This window comes from Pantoea sp. CCBC3-3-1, assembly GCF_007981265.1.
GTDB lineage: Bacteria > Pseudomonadota > Gammaproteobacteria > Enterobacterales > Enterobacteriaceae > Erwinia.
This window is the reverse complement of record NZ_CP034363.1, coordinates 595,930-614,888: the sequence shown is the minus strand read 5'-3', so window position 1 is coordinate 614,888 and position 18,959 is coordinate 595,930. Positions and strand designations below refer to the sequence as shown.

Below are 18,959 nucleotides of genomic sequence, written 5' to 3'. Positions count from 1 at the left end.
TTTACTGATTATGAAGGTTTCTGCATAATGACCAGTCCTTTCGTTCTGAACTTATTCAGAATTAACTTCATCATGGGCACCTCAAAGTACTTATACATAAAAGATGCGAGAGAGACTGACAGCACCAACGCAACGACGATAAGCCCGATGCCTTCCGCCAGGCTAAACTTTCTTCCGGCTGTGAGGTTTAAAAAATAGAACAGCACTAAAAAGTGAACCATATAGAATGCATAAGATATTTCTCCCAGCCACACGGACGTCGGGTTATTTAACACCGTCTTTTTGTTTTCCAAATCATTACCCGCCATGGAAATGATTAGCAGGCATACGGGAATAATGAAAACTACGCTCATGCTGAACTGGTAGGGAATATACATCGACCCGACGTAAGTTACAGCCAGCAAGGCAAGCGAAGCTGTTTTTCTGAGTACAAGAGCCCGTCCATTGATTAACAACCTTGCGGCAAACATACCGGCAAGAAATTCAAATATTCGTGCCGGCGGGAAAATATACGAAACCCAAAAATGCTGCTGGGAAATCGGAAAGGCCCCCATCATATGATTCGGCTCAACCCAGAGGTAAATAGCGGTCTGAACCAACAGAGAGGCTACGGTAATAGCGGATAATCCGAATAAATCGAACTTTTCCGGTATTGCTTTCATTATTCTGAAAAGGAAAGGAAAGGAGAGATAAAACATGGCTTCGATGCAAAGTGACCAGCTGGGCCGGTTACCCACAAAAAAGTAATGCACGTCATCAAACCAGGTGTTCAATAGCAGCAGGTTCGAGGACCAGAGTTTATATTGGTACAAGCTGGTCGCACCAATAATGAACGCTATTACCCAAGTCAGACAGTGAGTAGGATAAATTTTGGCAAATCGCCGCAGGTAGAAATCGCCTGGAGTATCGTTATCTTTCGCGGACCATACCATAATAAATCCGCTGAGTATGAAGAAATATGAAACGCCGAGCCAGCCCGCTTTACCCACCATCACCGTAAATATATGTTGTGTAGTAGGATCTGAAAACGGCGCGAGATCGCTGGGCAGCGATGAATGAAATAAAAAAACTAAAAACGCGGCCCAGAACCTGCTCCCCGTTAGCGAAGGAAGCTTAGGCAGCCTGGGTAAGTTCCGCGTGGCTAATGATGGATCTTCACTAAAATTGTTTATGTCGCCGCGAACGGCGTCAACACCTGTTTCTCTATTAAGCGCAGAATTCATTATATTCCCCATGAAGACAGTATTGACATACAAAATATATTCTGAGAGATAGCGATACGCAGAAAAATCAGTGAAGGCAAAGCAACATAATCAAAAATCTCGGTATTTATTGCCTTGCCATTCGATAAGTAAATTATTTTTTAGAGCATAATGCTCTGTGCAATTTTTATTCTTTGATATTTACAACCCCATATCCTGATTTCCATTTTTCAATATGGCCGAATCCCTGCTCTCCAAAATGCATGCCACCGACAAGTACACGGTCTGAACTGACCATATCGAGCACGCGAGAACGGGTTTCTGCCGCCACCTGAGCGTCATAATCAAAGGCGATTGTCACTTCCGGCTTCAGCAGTTGAATATGTGGGAAATGGACAATATCGCCCCAAATAAGCAGGCTTTCTTTACTGCCTTCAATTCTGTAGCCCGTATGGCCTGGCGTATGGCCTTTTAGCGGAGTAGCAAAAATACCAGGAAGCACTTCACCTTTCCCGCACGGACGGAGATTCTCCTGATACTTTTTGAATATGCTTCTTGCCAGAAGGAAATTCCCCTTAACCCGATCGGCTACCGCCGCAAAGTTTTTATCATCCTCGAGGTAGCGATACTCATCGTTATTGATGACCAGCTCGGCATTGCTAAATACCGCCTCGCCTTCTGCATTGAGTAAGCCGCCAATATGATCGGGATGAGCATGCGTCAGAAGCACCGCGTCAATATTACCGGGTTCCAGGCCCATTTTCGCCAGGTTAGCAACCAACCCGCCGCCCCAGCCCTTAATACCACCGGCTCCGCTGTCAATCAGAATGTTTTTGCCGTTGCGACGTACCAGAAAAGTATTGATATGCACATCATTAAGACCGTTTACCTGCGCGTCGCTCTGAATTTTTTCGCACTCCGCTTCATTGACATTAGAAAGCATTCCGAAGTCAACGTGCAGATATCCGTCGCTTACTGCAGTAACCGACATATCACCGAGATCGATTGTTGGAAATGTAGTACTCATAGTGTGTTCCTTAGTTCTTTGCATAAATGTTATTTAATTCATACGAGAAACAGCGGATTCTCGCGACGACTCCTATTTTTTCCCTAATCAACAAATCGACCTGCGACAAAAATTCTTCCAACACCGGCACGGTACGAAAATTTTCCTGCCTTAGCCTTGCTTCAAAGTATACCGGTGTACCAAAACCTATCTCAGCGGTAAGGTAACTAATATGAATATTGTTTTCTTTCGCTTTCAATATCTTCATAGCGATAGTGGCTAACGAGGTTGAAAATTCTGCAAAGGCATTGTCGTTGAGCCGATAGCCTGCGGATGTGTAGAGGGTAATACTGGGCATCTTGCCTCGCTCCTGCGAATGAATATTTACGCTGCGTTAATCGTGGTTAACCGCATACTTTTTATAATGTCAGGATTGACCACCGTACCGATTTCAGCATTTCCACGGCGGAGTTGATCAATCAGCTCCATGCCGCGCGTTACTTTGCCAAAAGCCGTATAACGTTGATCCATAAAGCGCGATCTGGCGGATGTAATAAAAAACTGATGGCTGGCGCTGTGTAGATGTCTGGATCTCGCCATACCCAAGGTTCCGCGTTCGAACGGCAGGCTGTTCAATTCTGCCGCCAGCTTCGGTAACCTTAAATAATCCAGGCCCACCTCTTTTACCGGGTTACCTGTTTGCGCCATAAAGCCTTCAATGACTCGCGCAAAGGGCATGCCGTCATAGAACTTAGCCTGCACCAGCGCTTTAATACGTTCCACATGGTTGGGAGCCAGCTCGGGAAACAAGCTAATAATCACTGTCCCACTGCTCAGCTTCATCTCAATGAGGTCCTGTTGGTCATTTGTCCGGTTAAATATCCCAGGCAAGATCAGCGCACCGGCGCACAGGCCCAGGCCGCCGCCAATAAATTTCCGACGATTCATCAGTTTTACTCCAATCGCACGACAGGATCTTTATCCTCTGCCGGGCTTAATTTGCTCATTAACTGCGCTCGTACATCCCTCAGGAAGGCTTATCAGTGCGCATCAATGAACGAAAGGATTTCATGCGTAAGCGCATCAGGCTGCTCGAAATTGGGTAAATGCGCCGCTCCAGGTATGATATGCAGCTCGGCATGCCACTTTTCCGCCAGGCTCCGCGCGTAATCCTGTGGCGTGAGCTGATCATCGGCTCCCCTCACCACAACCGCTTTTACTCGTGGAAAAGTCATGTTTGTCAGATCGGTATCGGCGATGGCATAGGAGCATCCTGCGAAGGCTTCAACGGTGGTACGACGTAGCATCTGCTTCAGACCGTCTGCCTCTGGCGTGTCGATAAACTTCGGCGTGACCCATTTACTTAAAATGCCCATTTCGAGATGTTCAACACCGTGGTGAAAAACATCTTCAGCCCTGGCTCGCCAAAGCGACGGCGGAGCGGCATTAACCAGGGAAGTATCGACGATCACCATTCCCAGCACCCGTTTGGGTATCTTGAATCCGAGCCACTGCGCTATGGTTCCTCCAATTGAAACCCCTGCAACATAGAACGCATTGATATGCAGGTGATCGAGCGCGGCTACGACATCGTCGGCCAAATCGGACATGGAAAATGGCAGAGCATCAATTGCGCTTAATCCATGTCCGCGGATATCCAGGCGCACCACGCGATAGCGCTCGGTTAACCGCGGCATTTGCAAATCCCACAGGTGTAAATCCGTTCCCAGTGAATGAAGAAGTACCAACGTTTTCGCATTTTCTGGCCCCTGCACGTCGACGTACTGAGTTAATTTAAGCGGCCGAATAAACATTCAACACTCCCCATTTTTATTTTTTTCTTCTGTATCGCCAATTCCATCGCTTGCGCTATTTTAACCAGCAATCTTTACTGATGTAGGCGGTGAATTCTGTCAGGCCACAGGACTATGCTGGCGCTTCTATTAATAGAGCAATCGCCGTTTTCTCTCTAATGGATAATTTCGATGCCGCTATCGAAATTATTGAATCCTGTTCATAAACCCTCGGTTGAAAAACGTTTATTTTTCAGAATATCGCCAGAACATTCATATTTTCGATGAGTGCCTCGATTTTATTCGCTGGCGTTTTATTAACATGAAAAATAACATCTGGCGAACAAGACCCGGAGATTAACCGCAGGGCAGCACTGTTGATTTCCCTTCTCTGCATATATCCGTAGCGGGTCGCTGTTACTTATTTTTCCGAAAATTTATTTTAGCTTATGGGATAAATTATGGCGCAGGCCGAATTTGATAAGGTAATGGTTGAACTGGTTGATTATGCCTATGAGCAGTCAATCTTTGATGATGAGACTTTACGCCTGGCGCGGTTTTGCCTGCTGGATTCTACAGGCTGCGCGATTGCCGCCTCCAGCGATGGTGACTGTTTAAAACTGATGCGTAGCGCGCAATTCAGCAAGAGCAGCGAGGGTGTTCCTGTTATGGGGACCGCGTTAAAGTTGGGACCGATCGAGGCAGCCTTTCAGACAGGTTCGATGATCCGCTGGCTTGAATATAACGACACCTGGCTGGCGCAGGAGTGGGGACATCCGTCCGATAACCTGGGCGCTATCCTGGCAGCCGCAGCATGGCGTAGCCTGGCTGATGATAGCCAGCCGGAACCAGATATGGCAGCCGTACTGAACACGATGATTCGCGCCTATGAGATTCATGGGGTGCTCTGCCTGTCGAACTGTTTTAACGCGTTGGGCATCGATCATGTCGTGCTGGTCAAGCTGGCCTCGGCGATCGCCTCTGCTCAACTGCTCGGCCTGTCAAAAGACCAGGCGTTAAGCGCCCTTTCCAACGCCATTATTGATGGCCATTCCCTCCGAACCTACCGGCATGCGCCAAATGCAGGCACGCGCAAGTCCTGGGCAGCGGGTGACGCGACGGCACGCGGGCTGCAACTGGCGCTGTTCGCCCAAAGTGGCGAAATGGGCTATCCAACCGCGCTTACCGTCAGCCGGTGGGGGTTCGATGATGCAGTTTTACGCGGCAAGCCCTTTAATCTGTCGCGCAAGCTGTCAGATTTTGTCATCAAAAATATCCTGTTCAAGGTTCCCAATCCTGCTGAGTACCATGCGCAGACCGCCGTAGAAGCGGCCATTAACCTGCGCGAGCGGATAGTCGCCGCCGGATTCTCACCTGAAAGCATTGAATATGTCCGGGTGGAAACGACGCGGCCGGCAATGCAGATTATTGATAAGTCAGGGCCGCTGAAAAACGCCGCCGATCGCGATCACTGCCTTCAGTATATGGTTGCTGTTGGCCTGCAAACCGGCAATCTCTCCGTTCAGGATTTTCACGAACCGCTCGCCTCCGATCCACAGCTGGATGCACTGCGCATGAAGATTACCTGCACTGAGCGACCTTCCTTTACCGAAAGCTACTACGACCCGGAAAAACGCGCCATTCCCAATGCGCTCTACCTGAAATGTCACGGCATGACGGAAGAGATCGCTGAAACCATCGAATATCCGCTCGGTCATGTCCGTCGTCGTGAAGAGTGTTTCGAGGCGCTATTGGCTAAATTCCATTTGAATCTTTCAAACAGCCCGCTGCGCGACCATTCATCGGCCCTGTCCCACACCCTGGTTTCAGAGTCGAAGCTGGATGCGATGCCTGTTACCGACTTCCTGAAGATGTTCTGCTGGCTGTAGATCGCATTAAAAACAACGATATCTGTTAATTTAGCTCGAGGTGATGAAGTGAAAAAAGCAATACTGGTTGGTTGTGGTGCAGAGATCGGCGCAAACCTGCTGATTCAGAACGATCCGGCAAAAGATGGTTTCGCTATTCAAACGGTAGTGACAAATCCACCTTCTTTAGATAAGCATTATCCTGATCTGCGCCCTATTGATGGCATTGTTGCTCGCCTGGCAATGGCACATCCCGGCATGCAGTCCCGTATCGACATTATCAGTAGCGACACGCTTAATATCGACGGTCGCGAAGTTTACTTCTTCTTTGGCGATCTGGCCAAAGAACGTCCATCACAAATTGGCCGCTTCGACATTGGCTTTATCGCCACCAGCAAGCTGGATATGGACAGGAACAGCCCTGTTGCCCGCAATATGCTGGAGCTCGCCGATGTGGTGCTGGGCGTTGCAGAGGCGAACGAGCTGCCGAGTATCTACGGCTGTCTGGAAGATTTGACCCGCGATGATATTGGCACTATTCAGCGCAAGGTGGTCGATTCCGGCATGTATTGTCTCGGATCCTGCCAGACAAATGGGATGCATGCCTCGCTGCGTGTCATAACCGAGGCGCTAAGGGCCATTCATTGCAACGCCTCGCACATTGTCTCGGTAGAAACCGATATCGTGCATCCTGATACGCCTAACGGCGTGCTCGGCACGCGATCTTTTGAGGGGCGCATGCAGGATGCACGCGACAATCTCCGTCCAAGCTTCTCACAAATCGCCATGAGCCAGGAAAAGGTGATGCCGTGGGCGCCATTAGTGAATACCGTGTCGTTACGCGCCCCTGTGCATGCGCCCGGCTATCAGATTAACCGTTTTATCGTCAAGGACAGCGGTGCGTTGAGCCTCGGCCTTATCGAGGCGGCGATCGCGCGCGTGAGCGAAACGCATCCGCATGTTGTCAGGGCATCCCAAACGCCTTTGGGTAGCCGTGCCTATGCCTGGGAGCGCAGATGCTCAACTATCCTCACCGATAAGAATCACCTGCTCATTCTCCGTCCGGCCTGGCTGGCAAACCAGAACTTGAGTGAGATTATCGTTCAGTCGTTCGTGAACAATACGGTTGGCTATAGCGCCGTTGTTCGCGCAGTCGCACGCAGCATCGCGCTTGGCCTACCCGTCGCCACTTTTCAGGAGATTGAAAAATGACCCGCTCCCATACGGTTGATCTTTTGAGTTCAGGCTTTGTCGTTAAGACGGCCAGTTCCGCCATGTTCAACGGCAAATTGAAAGCCGAAGTCGATCAAATACGCGCGCTACACGATATCTATCCGGATCTGATGGTTCCGATCCTGCATGACGGACAGGCTGCGGGACGGCAGTTCTATATTCTTGAAAAGATCGACGCCCTTCCTCTGTCAAATATTGTGTTTGACGATCGGCGGCCACTGGCTGAACGCAGGATGATCGTTATCAATGCGTTGGAAAACGTCCAGCGAGCCATCGGCATGGAGATGGATAACCAGCAGGCTACGTTCGACGATATGCCAGCAAGATTACGGGAAGAGTGGGAAGGCACGCGTTTCGCACACGACCTGTTCGATAAACCGATCCTGCTTAACGGCGCGAAATTCAATAAAACCGCGCGTGAAATCTTTGAAAAGTCGCTGGAGCTGGCTCAAACCGAAAAATTCAGATCGGTGGAAAAAGCCCACTTCAATTTTCACTTTGGCAATGTGCTCTACAACGAAGAACACGCCCAAACCCGCTTTATCGATCCTGATTTTTCGGTGCGGGGGCTTGATCCGCTTTTCGGCTTCTCCCGATTCGCCTTTTCGTTCTGGCACGAACTTGCCGCCGAAGTGAAGGATGCGGTGAAAATGGTGCCGATGGCTGACGCATTGATGTTCGTGCTGGCGAAACCCGACTACGGCAATATTCTCGGCGGTATCCCGGAACTGGGAGGAATTGCCGGCCTGCTGCCGCTGATGGGAGAAAGTATGCGGAATCGGTTCTACGTGCTCACCACCTACTGCTTCCTGAGAAGTATCCGTATCAACGGCAGTAAAAATCTCTGGAAAGTACCACGCTCCCCGGTAGTAGCCAGCCCCGAAGAGGTGCTGATGCTGGGCCTGGTGGCTTACCTTGAAGGGGCGAATGTAGAGACTGAAAGCCTCTGTGCGTAATTCCCATCCACTATAGGACGTTAAGGATATGTCGTTGGTAAGCAGCAGTACCCTGGAACAAGGATTCGAGACACCAAGACGCTATCTGGCGGCAGCGGCTATTTTAATCGGCGTTATTATGGCCGCGCTCGACAGCTCCATCGTTAATATTTCCCTGCCCTCTATCGCCGCTGCCTTACAGGTGGATTCAGCGTCTGTTATCTGGGTTACCAACGGCTATCAGGTTGCCAGCGCGGCGGCGATGTTGATTTGTGCCTCGTTGGGTTCCCGGATTGGGGAACGGCGCTTCTACACGGCGGGGATGATACTGTTTACGCTGGCGTCGCTGGGCTGTAGCCTCTCTTCAACCTTCGGCGTCCTGGTGGCGATGCGGGTGCTCCAGGGGATAAGCTATGCCGTTATGATCAGCGTCGGACTGGGCCTCTACCGGGTTATCTTTCCGCCAAGTACGTTGGGCACGATATTAGGGCTGAACGCGCTGGCGTTTGCGGTGGGGACAGCCATTGGGCCTGCGCTGGGCGGCCTGATCATCTCTTACCTCTCCTGGCCCTGGCTATTCTATATCAATCTCCCGCTGGGCGCGCTTGCCATTGTGTTCTCGTTTGTCTCTTTGGGCGTGGATACCGAACGGGAAAAAGGCTTTGACTGGGGAGGTGCCGTTACTTCAGCCGCCGCATTAGGTCTGATGGTTGTCGCTGTCGATCAAATCGGACGCTGGGATAGTCGCACGCTCGTGCTGTGCGGCATCGCGTCGGTAGTGCTGATCGCCATCTTTGTTAACGCACAGAGGCGTTCAAAGCATCCACTGCTGCCTCTTGATATATTTCATTCCCGGCGATATACCTTTGCGGTGATCTCTTCCCTCTCAATGTTTGTGGCGCAGGGGATGGCGCTGGTCGGTTTGCCGTTTGTTTTGCAGCATGCCTTCCACTATTCCGTGCTGGAAGCCGCGTTTATCTTCACCCCGTGGCCGATTGCCGTTGCCATCTGTGCTCCGCTCGCTGGAAAACTCTCTAACCGTTTAAATGCGACTCAGATCTCCACCGTCGGCGTGGTGATTTTCTGCGTGGGCCTGGGATCGCTGGCTTTGCTGCCGGAAGCTGCAACGGTCAATGATTTCCTTTGGCGGGTAGCCGTCTGCGGGATCGGCTATGGGCTGTTCCTGCCGCCAAATAATAAAGAGATGTTTTCGAATGTCGCAGCGAATCGCACGGTAACGGCCTCTGGTGTTTTGTCGACGGCCAGGACTGCCGGACAATCGATCGGAGCGGCATTGGTGGCGATGGTGATTGCCCTGCTGAACGGGCTGAACAGTCATGCAGGTATGCAGTTCGCCGTCTGGGTGTTTGGACTGGCCTGCCTGATATCAGCGCTATCGGCCTTCTCCAGCATGCTGCGCCTGCAGCGATAAACGTTCAGCCACTTCTCTTCACGCATAATCAAAAGCTGTCGCTACCGATCCCAGTAGCGACAGCACCGCCAGAGTGGCGGAAAACCTGACAGCACTGCTCAAGTAAAATCACTAAGACCGGCTCTCTTTAAAGGTCTGCCGCCCACCGGGTTTTCTTTTCCAGGACATTTGATCTTCTTCCCGGCAAATGATAACTATTATCAACTATGCATTTTTGTCCAGGCGGTTTCAATGAGTCAGAGCAGTACCACTTCCCCTTCTTCCTGCTGCATCGTGGGCGCAGGCCCGGCCGGGCTTATGCTGGGTTATCTGCTGGCGCGCAACGGTATTCCGGTAACGGTGTTGGAAAAGCATGCGGATTTCCTGCGGGATTTTCGGGGCGATACGATTCATCCTTCCACGCTGGAGATTATCTGGCGGCTGGGGTTTCTGGATGAGTTCCTGACATTGCCGCATCAGAAAGCCGAAAGGCTGTTTGGCGAAATCGACGGGAAAGAGGCCACAATGGCCGATTTCACCCATCTTCCCACCCACTGCAAGTACATCGCTTTTATGCCGCAGTGGGATTTCCTTAATTTTATCAGCGCTAAAGCCGCGTTGCTGCCGGGCTTTACGCTTATTCATAACGCGCAGGTGGATGGGCTGATCGAGGAACAGGGGAAAGTATGCGGCGTAAAAGCCACCGTTAACGGCGAGCCGCAGGAAATTCGCAGCGAGCTGGTAATTGGCTGTGATGGCCGTCACTCCGCCGTTCGCCAGCATGCAGGTTTAACCGTTCAGAACTTTGGCGCGCCTCGTGATGTGCTGTGGCTGAAGGTGGCTAAACTGCCCGACGATCCGGAGTGGTCGATGGGGCATCGTGGGCCGAAGAAGAATTTCATTATGATCGATCGGGGAGATTACTGGCAGTGTGGTTACTCCATCCCGAAAGAGAGCCTTAACGTGCTGAAGCAGGCTGGATTGTCTGCTTTTTTACAGCAGGTTGCCGCTGCCTCGCCCTTTAGCGCCGGGCGACTTCAGGCCGATATTACCGATTGGGATCGGGTTAAGCTGCTGGTCATCCGCATCGATCGTTTGCAGCAGTGGGCGAAGCCTGGTCTGCTATGCATTGGCGATGCGGCTCATGCGATGTCGCCTATCGGTGGCGTCGGCGTTAACCTGGCGATTCAGGATGCGGTAGCGACCGCAAACCTGCTTTCAGCACCGTTGAAAAAAGGCACCCTGACGCTGAAAGATCTGCAAAAAGTGCAGAAGCGCCGTGCCTTCCCAACCTGGGCGACACAAACACTGCAAATCATGATTAGCAAAGCCGGACAGAAGAAGCGCAGCAAGCCGCCAGGCAGTATGGAACTGTGGCTACGTCGAAGGAAGTTTCTGCCGTTCCTGTTTGGTCGCCTGATAGGGATGGGTTTTTATCGCGAAATCCCAAAAGGGCTATAAAAAAAGCGGCCCCGAGGCCGCTTGAGGTTGTTGACATAGTGCTGGCGCAAGGAACCCGCTTTGAGTTTGTCAGCAGTCTGAAACGACTCTGAGGCCGCAGGGTGATGAATCAGACGCCCGGCGGCGTTTTCCCTTCCTCAATAAACTCTTCATCTATCTCATCGCTGTTGCCCTGATGATCCCGCCCGGAAAGCAGGTTCCAGCAGGCAATAAACATGGCGGCAATCAGTGGACCAATCACGAAACCATTGATGCCGTAGACTTCCATGCCGCCCAGCGTTGAAATCAGGATCAGATAGTCCGGCATTTTCGTGTCCTTTCCGACCAGCAGCGGTCGCAGGATGTTATCCACCAGCCCGATAACCACGACGAAAAAGCCCACAAGGAAAAACCCTTTCCACAGCATACCCGAGAAGAAAAAGTAAGCGGCGACAGGCACCCAGATAATGGCTGAACCGACAGCGGGGATCAGCGACAGGAAGCCGATAAGCGCGCCCCACAGCAGATTGCCCTCGATGCCGGTGAAGTGAAATGCCAGGCCGCCAAGCACGCCCTGGACCACCGCTACCACCACCGTTCCTTTTACCGTCGCTCGCGATACGGCGGCGAATTTCACCAGCAGATGATGCTTAACATACCGGGTTAACGGCAGGCTACGCAGGATAACGTTGACCAGCCACGCGCCATCTTTTAACAGGAAAAACAGCAAATAGAGCATGATGCCAAAGCCGAGCGCGAAGCCCAGGCTGCTTTTACCAATCAGGAATATGCTGCCGGCAAAATATTGTCCGCCCTGAAGCGCCACCTGCGACAGCTTTTGCTGGATACGCGGCGCAGTATCAAGCTGATGCTCGGCAAGAGAGTGGCGAGCCCAGCGCGGCAGGTGCTGCATCACATCGGCTAACATCCCCGGCAGCTGGGTATTATTGTTTTGCAACTTGGTGTAAACCGCATTCAGCTCTATCGCCAGCGAAGACGCGACCGCCGCCAGCGGCGTGATCACCAGCAGGCAAATCACCACCACGGTCAGGAACGAGGCCAGTCCGTTGCGCTCTCCCATGTACTGACGAAGCTTGTTCTTCATCGGATGGAAAATCACTGCCAGAATGGCTGCCCACAGCACTGCGGAGTAGTACGGCCTTAAAATATCAAGAAAAGCCAGAGTAGTTATAAACAGGATCAGGATAAAAAATCCCTTTGTCAGGCCGTTGAATCTCATCTTCTTCCCTCAAAAACTGCAATTTTGCTCCCGTAGCATAGAACGCATCGCCGCTTTTGCAATACCAGGGAAGGGTGCTCATGGATCATGGCACAGCAGGGCAAATTTTGGCGCCTTCACTGGCTTCCTCCTCCGTTGCTTTTCAGCAGGTAAAAGGCTACCTTTATGTTGCCAGGCATAAGGGTTGGCCTCACGTTGATTTATTTCAGGTGGGGCCTTTCTCTTTTCATCCCTTGCCTGGGCTCAGGACCAAAAGATCCAGAGCACCCGGCACGCAGTCTATTCCGTTCCGCTTCTTTCTTCATCGCCAGATAACAAAAATGCGTGCGTGCTCCAGCCTTTTACCACCAGGCACTGCGCTCAGGCCAATTATACCGGCCACTGGTTCAGCACAATGCCTCGCTGACTCGCGCCCTCGCCGAAATCCTTCAATACCGCTTTAACATCGGGATCCAGATATTCCGCGTTGTCGTGATCGACGATCACCACGCTATTTTCCGGGATCTCGGCCAGCAATCCTTTCAGGCGAGGATTGTGCATAAACGTCAGGTTCTGCTGAAAACGCAGCACATAGTGGTCGTCATAGCGCGTCAGCATCAGCGCGTTGTGATGGCTTTTATAAATACTGAACAGCACCTGCGTTACCAGACCAATCCCGATCCCTGCCAGCATGCCAAACACCAGGATACCGCCGATGGTGGCGAGGAACGGCACCAGCTGCTGTGCACCATGGCGGGCATGCTCAACAAACAGTCTTGGCGTGGCAAGCTTATAGCCGGTGTAAAGCAGTACCGCTGCCAGGCTGGCGAGCGGAATTGCGTTCAGTAAATTGCTGAAGTAAAGCCCACAAACCAGCAGCAGCACGCCGTGGATCAGGATGGAGATCTTACTCTGCGCGCCCGCGCTAACGTTTACCGAGCTGCGTACAATCACCGCCGTAATGGGTAAACCGCCCAAAAAACCGCTTACCAGATTGCCAATCCCCTGCGCGCGCATCTCTTTATCAGGTGAAGGCGGCGGATTTTGCGGACGAAGCTTTTTCAGCGCTTCCTGGCTCAGCAGCGTTTCAAGACTGGCCACAATTGCCAGCGTCACCGCGACCATATAGACCGCCGGATTTTGCCAGGCCGCCCAGTTCGGCGTTTGCAGCTCGCCGGTCAGCGCCTGCAGGCTGTCGAACGCAGGCAGTGAAATACGCGGCAAGTGACTGACCAGTTCAGGAAACAGGCGGTCACCAAGCACCGTCGCCATACAGCCAAACAACACGGCCACCAGCGGGCCGGGGATCCAGCCCAGCACCCTGCTCTTCTTCACGGCGCGGGTTCCCCAGGCCCATAAAATTAACAGACCAGCACCGGAGACGACGATTGCAGAGATCGAAATGCTGAACGCGCCAGCAATGGCCAGTCCGTCCACCTCATTCTCTTCGCCCGCGCCAAACGCTACCGGGATTTGCTGAATAATCAGCAAAATACCGATTGCCGCCAGCATCCCTTTGATCACCGTTCCCGGCACCAGAGTGATAAAGCGCCCGGCACGGACAGCGCCCAGTAAAAATTGCAGCACGCCCGCAATAATCAGCGCCAGCAGCAGCGCAGAAAACGATCCCAGTGTTTCAATGGCGCCGGTAACGATAGTGACCAGTCCTGCGGCCGGGCCGCTAACAGCAAACTTTGACGGGCTGAAGGTGGTCACCACCAGGCCACCGATTACACCGGTTAGCAGCCCGACAAAGGGTGGAAGCCCGCTGGCCTGCGCGATGCCCAGACAGAGCGGCAGCGCGACCAGAAAGACCACAAGACCGGCAGGAATATCCTTACGAAGGGTGGACAGATTCATGGTGAAGTTACCTCTGCATTTTGCTGGATAAGCTCTTTCAGATGCCCGGTTTGCAGGTCATACACACAACCGAAAACATCCAGTTCCACGCCTGCCTGCCACGCTTTCTTCACCGGCTCAGTCCCCACCAGATGCGCGAACTGCGCCAGCACGTTGACCTCAACCAGCTGGTTAAGGCGCGCCGTTTCATCCATGGACTGAGCTGCTGCAAGCCCGGTTGCCAGCGCCTCACGCAGTTGGGTAATACGCCGGGCAAGCGGCGAAATTTCATCTGCCAGCGGAAGCGTGGGTAGTGCAATAGCCGCCTGGACGCCGCCGCAGCCGTAGTGGCCGCATAACACAATGCGTGAAACCTTGAGATATTCCAGGGCGTATTGCAGTACGCTCATAAAATTATCGTCATGGCTGGCGACCATATTGGCGATATTGCGATGTACAAACAGTTCACCGGGATGCGAACCGGTCAGCACTTCGGCAGGGACACGGCTGTCTGAACAGCCAATCCATAATGAATGCGGCTGCTGTGAAAGCACATTTTTTTGGAAGTATTGAGAATTGCGTTGGCGGCACTGCAAGGCCCAACTGCGGTTTTTCGCTAACAGGGGTTTTAGGGTCGTCAAAGTACAGTCTCTCTTTCAGTCCGTCAGGAATAGTCCAAAGCGCCAGAAATAAATGACAGGTAGTGTTAAAGATGAGGGAACGCCTCAACATCAGTATGTACATAACTGCTGTAATAAGTTCTAACATTTTTAACACCAAATAAATAATAAGATTAATCCTGGCATTAAGCAGAATAAGTAATGTAATTTTTCTTAAATTAACTTCCCTGAAAGTCGTTTTTTTGGCAGTACCGCCAGGAGTTTTATTTTTATACAAAACATCATTAAAATCATAGAGTTAAATTCAAATGAATTGAGAATAATAATTAAGCATAAGAAATAGCTATTGTTTAACCTGATAATAAATTCAGGACTCACGTCTCTTTATTTGCTGCTCTCTGCAATGGAAATTTAAAAACCTTGTCCTGACAGGGTTATATTTTGCTTTATTTCGCAATGGACAAATAAGGCAGATAGTAATAACGCCATTTATCAATAATCGTCAGAAATAACTGGAAATATTTTAACATCTTTACAAATTAATTTCAGGCAGCCCTCTCCGTTCAGTACCTTATAAATCTGTTTACCCACTCTCCTTGCTGACCTGTACGCGTTTATCGCTGCCTGCCAACGCGCAGTCCCGGTCAACGTCAGAAAGAACGATATGCCTCACACAATAAACAAAACTCATGGCTCTATAACCATTTTATGGCAGACAAAGTGCGGGGTGCCGCCTAACTTGGTTATGGCATTGAAAATATTATTTTATATAAGATGCTGTTTTGAAATGAAAAAACAAAGAGCACTTACCTTCAATAATTATAAAAACATCGTCAGTCAATCCGGGATGGGTTGATTTTTTTTTAAGCCGATCACGGATTAATAAAAAAAACAGAGAGCGTACCCTATGAGCAATCGCGACGTTGTCGACGTAAAGGCATGGATCGATTCCCGTTCCATCTCGACCAGACAATGGCTGATCCTGGCCCTGAGCTTCATCATCATCCTTTTTGACGGCTACGATGCCGCCGTGATGGGATTTATCGCCCCGGCGCTGATTGAAGACTGGGGGATCTCCCGGGCTGAAATGGGGCCAATCCTGGGCGCGGCGATGTTTGGCGTTGCCATTGGCGCACTGGTTGCCGGTCCCTGGTCAGATAAGCTGGGTCGTAAGAAAATCCTGCTGCTTTCCATCGCCTGCTTTGCCTGCTTCAGCCTCGCCAGCGCCTTTGCCCGTTCGCCCGTCGAGATGGCGCTGTTACGCTTTCTGACCGGTTTGGGGCTGGGCGCCGTCATGCCCAACTGCGTTACGCTGGTGTCAGAATATATGCCAGAACGTCGACGCAGCCTGATGATCACCCTGATGTACAGCGGCTTTAATATCGGTTCCGGCCTTGGCGGGTTTATTGCTGCCGGGATGGTGCCCCACTTTGGCTGGCAGTCGGTTTTACTGTTTGGCGGCGCCATCCCGCTACTGATGCTACCGCTGCTGGTTTGGCTCCTGCCCGAGTCGGCGATGTATATGGTGGTGCGCAACGTCAGCCGGGAGAAAATAGCCATCACGCTGAATCGTCTGGGCGGCCAGTTTACGGCAGCAACCGCCTTCGTGCTTTCCGCGCCGATCGTGCCTAAAAAAGCCCAGGTGCTGCAACTGTTCAGCCGTGGCTATGCGGGCGGTACGCTGGTGTTGTGGCTGACCTATTTTATGGGCCTGTTTGTTATCTATCTGCTGAACGGCTGGCTGCCGACGATTATGCGTTCCGGCGGCGTTTCACTGGAACGGGCGGCTATCGTCGCCGGGCTGTTTCAGCTTGGCGGCACCGTTGGCGGCCTGATGGTCGGCGGCCTGATGGATCGCCTGAAGGCGAAATATGTTATCGGCGCATTTTATCTTGCTGGCTGCCTGTGCCTGCTTTCACAAGGCATTTGGGGCTTTGGTCCTACCGTGCTGGCGGCGCTGGTCTTTGTCAGCGGCCTCTGTATTAACGGCGCGCAAACCGGCCTGCAAGCGTTCTCTCCCGCCTTTTACCCGACAGAAATGCGCGCCACCGGCGTCTGCTGGATGCACGGCATCGGCCGTAGCGGCGCCATCCTCAGCTCGTCGCTGGGTGGCGTACTGCTGGGCGTGTTCCCGGGACAAACCAGCATTTTTATCATTTTGTCGCTGCCTGCTTTGTTAGCAGCGCTTTCTATTACTCAACATCAACACGCGCAGGTTACCCGACAGATCAAAGGCGTGGAGCTTAACGATCTGCCTGCCCTGTCGCGCACGATGAATAACCGATAAGTGAAGAGGTCTGAAATGGCAAAAATTATAGGCGGACTGGCGGTATCACATACCCCGACCATCGGCTTTGCGGTCGACCATAACAAGCAGCAGGAAGGTGCCTGGGCGCCGATTTTTGATGGTTTTGCGCCGATGCAGCGCTGGCTGGAGGAGAAAAAACCCGACGTGCTGGTTTACGTGTTTAACGATCACGTGACGTCCTTCTTTTTCGATCACTACTCGGCTTTCACGCTGGGCATTGATGACAGCTATGCGGTTGCCGATGAGGGCGGCGGCCCGCGCGATTTGCCGCCGATCAAAGGCCATGCTGAGCTTTCTCAACATATTGGTGCCAGCCTGATGGCCGACGAATTTGATATGTCCTTCTTCCAGGATAAACCCTTGGATCACGGCCTGTTCTCGCCGCTCTCGGCGCTGCTGCCTTGCGAAAACGGCTGGCCGATGCAGGTAGTGCCTTTGCAGATTGGCGTGCTGCAATTCCCGATCCCCAGCGCCCGTCGCTGCTACAAGCTGGGCCAGGCGCTGCGGCGTGCGGTAGAGAGTTTTCCGCAGGATCTTAAGGTTGCTATCGTAGCCACCGGCGGCGTATCTCATCAGGTGCACGGCGAGCGCTGCGGCTTTAATAATCCCGAATGGGATGCGCAGTTTGTCGACATGCTGGTTAACGATCCCGAGCGCCTGACGGAAATCACCCTGGCAGAGTACGCCACGCTTGGCGGCCTTGAAGGCGCAGAGGTGATCATGTGGCTGGTGATGCGCGGCGCGCTGTCGGCCAACGTTGAGAAACTTCATCAGGCTTACTATCTGCCTTCCATGACCGGCATCGCCACGCTGATCCTCGAAAATCAGGCCCGGGAAGCGCCGTTCGACGTTCAGCAGCGTCAGCGGGACAAGATCAATTTGCAGCTTAGCGGCGTGGAAAAACTGCCCGGCACCTATCCCTTTACGCAGGCGCGCAGCCTGAAAGCGCTGCGGATCAATCGCTTCCTGCACAACATGATCCAGCCCGCCTGGCGCGAGCGTTTCCGTCAGGATCCTGCTGGCTTATATGAAGAGGCAAAGCTCACCGAAGAAGAGCGTCGGCTGCTTAGCGAACTGGACTGGCGTGGCATGATCCATTATGGCGTCAGCTTTTTCCTGTTGGAAAAACTGGGTGCGGTGGTCGGCGTCTCCAACCTGCACATCTACTCGGCGATGCGCGGTCTGTCGCTGGAAGAGTTCCAGAAAACGCGTAATCAGCAGGTGCTCTATTCCGTCGCGGGGAAATCAGCCTGATGAATGATTTTCCCGTTATCGACTGCCATCATCACGTCTTCGATCCGGCGCGCTTTCCTTACGATGCCTCCAGCAGCTATCAGCCGGCGGGCCACGAGCTGGCGACGCCGGCCGGTTATCGTGCGGCGATGGAAGCCTACAACATTCGCCATTCGCTGATTGTCGGGCCAACCTCGGCTTACAACACCGATAACCGCTGTTTGCTGGACACGCTGCAACAGGGCCAGGGACGGCATAAAGGCATTGCCGTCACCCGCTTCGACGTCGACAGCGAGACGCTGGCAACGCTGAAAAGCCAGGGGGTGGTCGGCATCGCTTTTAATGTCGCCATGCTTGGCACCGCGCCTTTTCTTCAGCTGGATGGACTGATGGGCCGCCTGGCAGAACTGGATATGTTCGCGCAGGTTCAGGTGCAGGACGACCAGCTGCTGGCGTTGATGCCGCTGCTGAAACGCACGCGCACCAGGCTGCTGTTCGACCACAGCGGCCGTCCTGAGGTCAATGCCGGGCTGGATCAGCCCGCGTTTCAGGCTCTGCTTTCACTGGCCGGTCAGCAGCGCACCTTCGTCAAGCTTTCCGGGCTGGCGAAATTTTCCCGCCAGGCTTATCCGTGGCGCGATGCCCAGCCTTATCTTCTGGCGCTGCTGGAAGCCTTCGGGGCTGAAAACTGCATGTGGGGATCCGACTGGCCGTTTCTGCGCGCCACTGAAAGGATGGAGATGGGCACCCAACTGATGCTGATGGAGAAGCTGATCCCTGAGATGAACACGCGTCGCCAGGTGATGTGGGAGACGCCGTATCGCCTTTTTGGCTTTGATGACTGAGGAGAGA

At 52.5% G+C, this 18,959-nt stretch carries 16 protein-coding genes; 8 read left to right on the top strand and 8 right to left on the bottom strand.

The window, feature by feature from the left end:
* Window positions 1-8: 8 nt before the first annotated feature.
* The 5 genes from EHV07_RS02720 to EHV07_RS02700 form a co-directional block, all read right to left on the bottom strand.
* Entirely contained in the window at window positions 9-1,223 is a 1,215-nt protein-coding gene (locus EHV07_RS02720) for an acyltransferase (protein ID WP_147194767.1), read from the bottom strand.
* Window positions 1,224-1,389: 166 nt separating this feature from the next.
* Complete coding sequence (locus EHV07_RS02715) at window positions 1,390-2,229, bottom strand: MBL fold metallo-hydrolase (RefSeq protein WP_147194764.1); 840 nt, start codon at window positions 2,227-2,229, stop codon at window positions 1,390-1,392.
* A gap of 10 nt (window positions 2,230-2,239) precedes the next feature.
* A complete protein-coding gene (locus tag EHV07_RS02710) occupies window positions 2,240-2,566 on the bottom strand; it encodes a hypothetical protein (RefSeq protein WP_147194761.1) in 327 nt (108 codons plus the stop codon).
* 26 nt (window positions 2,567-2,592) lie between these two features.
* The gene (locus EHV07_RS02705; RefSeq protein ID WP_147194759.1) at window positions 2,593-3,156 is read right to left on the bottom strand and encodes a peptidylprolyl isomerase; all 564 of its coding nucleotides are present in this window, start codon (window positions 3,154-3,156) and stop codon (window positions 2,593-2,595) included.
* 92 nt (window positions 3,157-3,248) lie between these two features.
* Window positions 3,249-4,022 carry an alpha/beta fold hydrolase gene (locus tag EHV07_RS02700; RefSeq protein WP_147194756.1) on the bottom strand — a complete coding sequence of 258 codons (774 nt, stop codon included), beginning with the start codon at window positions 4,020-4,022 and terminating at the stop codon, window positions 3,249-3,251.
* Window positions 4,023-4,462: 440 nt separating this feature from the next.
* Between EHV07_RS02700 and EHV07_RS02690 the strand changes: the two genes are divergently transcribed.
* The 5 genes from EHV07_RS02690 (at window position 4,463) to EHV07_RS02670 (ending at window position 10,909) form a co-directional block, all read left to right on the top strand.
* The gene (locus tag EHV07_RS02690) at window positions 4,463-5,890 is read left to right on the top strand and encodes a bifunctional 2-methylcitrate dehydratase/aconitate hydratase (RefSeq protein ID WP_147194749.1); all 1,428 of its coding nucleotides are present in this window, start codon (window positions 4,463-4,465) and stop codon (window positions 5,888-5,890) included.
* Between the two features lie 48 nt (window positions 5,891-5,938).
* Complete coding sequence (locus EHV07_RS02685; protein WP_147194746.1) at window positions 5,939-7,081, top strand: hypothetical protein; 1,143 nt, start codon at window positions 5,939-5,941, stop codon at window positions 7,079-7,081.
* Window positions 7,078-8,058 (top strand): hypothetical protein, encoded by a 981-nt coding sequence (locus tag EHV07_RS02680; RefSeq protein WP_147194743.1) that lies wholly within the window; start codon window positions 7,078-7,080, stop codon window positions 8,056-8,058. Before EHV07_RS02685 ends, EHV07_RS02680 begins: the two co-directional genes overlap by 4 nt.
* A gap of 28 nt (window positions 8,059-8,086) precedes the next feature.
* The gene (locus EHV07_RS02675; RefSeq protein ID WP_147194740.1) at window positions 8,087-9,469 is read left to right on the top strand and encodes a DHA2 family efflux MFS transporter permease subunit; all 1,383 of its coding nucleotides are present in this window, start codon (window positions 8,087-8,089) and stop codon (window positions 9,467-9,469) included.
* Window positions 9,470-9,700: 231 nt separating this feature from the next.
* A complete protein-coding gene (locus EHV07_RS02670; RefSeq protein ID WP_147194737.1) occupies window positions 9,701-10,909 on the top strand; it encodes an FAD-dependent oxidoreductase in 1,209 nt (402 codons plus the stop codon).
* Between the two features lie 109 nt (window positions 10,910-11,018).
* Here the strand turns inward: EHV07_RS02670 and EHV07_RS02665 are convergent, their stop codons facing one another.
* The 3 genes from EHV07_RS02665 to EHV07_RS02655 all read right to left on the bottom strand — a co-directional run bounded on the left by EHV07_RS02665 (window position 11,019) and on the right by EHV07_RS02655 (window position 14,587).
* Window positions 11,019-12,128 (bottom strand): AI-2E family transporter, encoded by a 1,110-nt coding sequence (locus tag EHV07_RS02665; RefSeq protein ID WP_147194734.1) that lies wholly within the window; start codon window positions 12,126-12,128, stop codon window positions 11,019-11,021.
* 369 nt (window positions 12,129-12,497) lie between these two features.
* Window positions 12,498-13,967 (bottom strand): SulP family inorganic anion transporter, encoded by a 1,470-nt coding sequence (locus EHV07_RS02660; RefSeq protein WP_147194731.1) that lies wholly within the window; start codon window positions 13,965-13,967, stop codon window positions 12,498-12,500.
* Window positions 13,964-14,587: a carbonic anhydrase gene (locus EHV07_RS02655; RefSeq protein WP_147194728.1), complete on the bottom strand. Its 624-nt coding sequence runs from the start codon at window positions 14,585-14,587 to the stop codon at window positions 13,964-13,966. Before EHV07_RS02655 ends, EHV07_RS02660 begins: the two co-directional genes overlap by 4 nt.
* An 886-nt stretch (window positions 14,588-15,473) precedes the next feature.
* On the opposite strand from EHV07_RS02655, the gene EHV07_RS02650 reads away from it, so the two are divergent.
* Genes EHV07_RS02650 through EHV07_RS02640 form a run of 3 tightly spaced genes read left to right on the top strand, consistent with a single transcriptional unit; the run spans window position 15,474 to window position 18,952 of the window.
* The gene (locus EHV07_RS02650; RefSeq protein WP_147194726.1) at window positions 15,474-16,853 is read left to right on the top strand and encodes an aromatic acid/H+ symport family MFS transporter; all 1,380 of its coding nucleotides are present in this window, start codon (window positions 15,474-15,476) and stop codon (window positions 16,851-16,853) included.
* 15 nt (window positions 16,854-16,868) lie between these two features.
* Window positions 16,869-18,128: a gallate dioxygenase gene (locus EHV07_RS02645; RefSeq protein WP_147194723.1), complete on the top strand. Its 1,260-nt coding sequence runs from the start codon at window positions 16,869-16,871 to the stop codon at window positions 18,126-18,128.
* Complete coding sequence (locus EHV07_RS02640) at window positions 18,128-18,952, top strand: amidohydrolase (RefSeq protein WP_147194720.1); 825 nt, start codon at window positions 18,128-18,130, stop codon at window positions 18,950-18,952. The genes EHV07_RS02645 and EHV07_RS02640 overlap by 1 nt, the downstream gene beginning before the upstream one ends.
* The last annotated feature ends 7 nt before the right edge of the window (window positions 18,953-18,959 follow it).

Bases quoted from the DNA above. Each gene is read 5' to 3' on its own strand.
- EHV07_RS02715 (WP_147194764.1), bottom strand. From the start codon at position 2,229: ATGAGTACTACATTTCCAACAATCGATCTCGGTGATATGTCGGTTACT.
- EHV07_RS02650 (WP_147194726.1), top strand. From the start codon at position 15,474: ATGAGCAATCGCGACGTTGTCGACGTAAAGGCATGGATCGATTCCCGT.
- EHV07_RS02710 (WP_147194761.1), bottom strand. From the start codon at position 2,566: ATGCCCAGTATTACCCTCTACACATCCGCAGGCTATCGGCTCAACGAC.
- EHV07_RS02670 (WP_147194737.1), top strand. From the start codon at position 9,701: ATGAGTCAGAGCAGTACCACTTCCCCTTCTTCCTGCTGCATCGTGGGC.
- EHV07_RS02690 (WP_147194749.1), top strand. From the start codon at position 4,463: ATGGCGCAGGCCGAATTTGATAAGGTAATGGTTGAACTGGTTGATTAT.
- EHV07_RS02705 (WP_147194759.1), bottom strand. From the start codon at position 3,156: ATGAATCGTCGGAAATTTATTGGCGGCGGCCTGGGCCTGTGCGCCGGT.
- EHV07_RS02680 (WP_147194743.1), top strand. From the start codon at position 7,078: ATGACCCGCTCCCATACGGTTGATCTTTTGAGTTCAGGCTTTGTCGTT.
- EHV07_RS02700 (WP_147194756.1), bottom strand. From the start codon at position 4,022: ATGTTTATTCGGCCGCTTAAATTAACTCAGTACGTCGACGTGCAGGGG.
- EHV07_RS02720 (WP_147194767.1), bottom strand. From the start codon at position 1,223: ATGAATTCTGCGCTTAATAGAGAAACAGGTGTTGACGCCGTTCGCGGC.
- EHV07_RS02660 (WP_147194731.1), bottom strand. From the start codon at position 13,967: ATGAATCTGTCCACCCTTCGTAAGGATATTCCTGCCGGTCTTGTGGTC.
- EHV07_RS02675 (WP_147194740.1), top strand. From the start codon at position 8,087: ATGTCGTTGGTAAGCAGCAGTACCCTGGAACAAGGATTCGAGACACCA.
- EHV07_RS02640 (WP_147194720.1), top strand. From the start codon at position 18,128: ATGAATGATTTTCCCGTTATCGACTGCCATCATCACGTCTTCGATCCG.
- EHV07_RS02665 (WP_147194734.1), bottom strand. From the start codon at position 12,128: ATGAGATTCAACGGCCTGACAAAGGGATTTTTTATCCTGATCCTGTTT.
- EHV07_RS02645 (WP_147194723.1), top strand. From the start codon at position 16,869: ATGGCAAAAATTATAGGCGGACTGGCGGTATCACATACCCCGACCATC.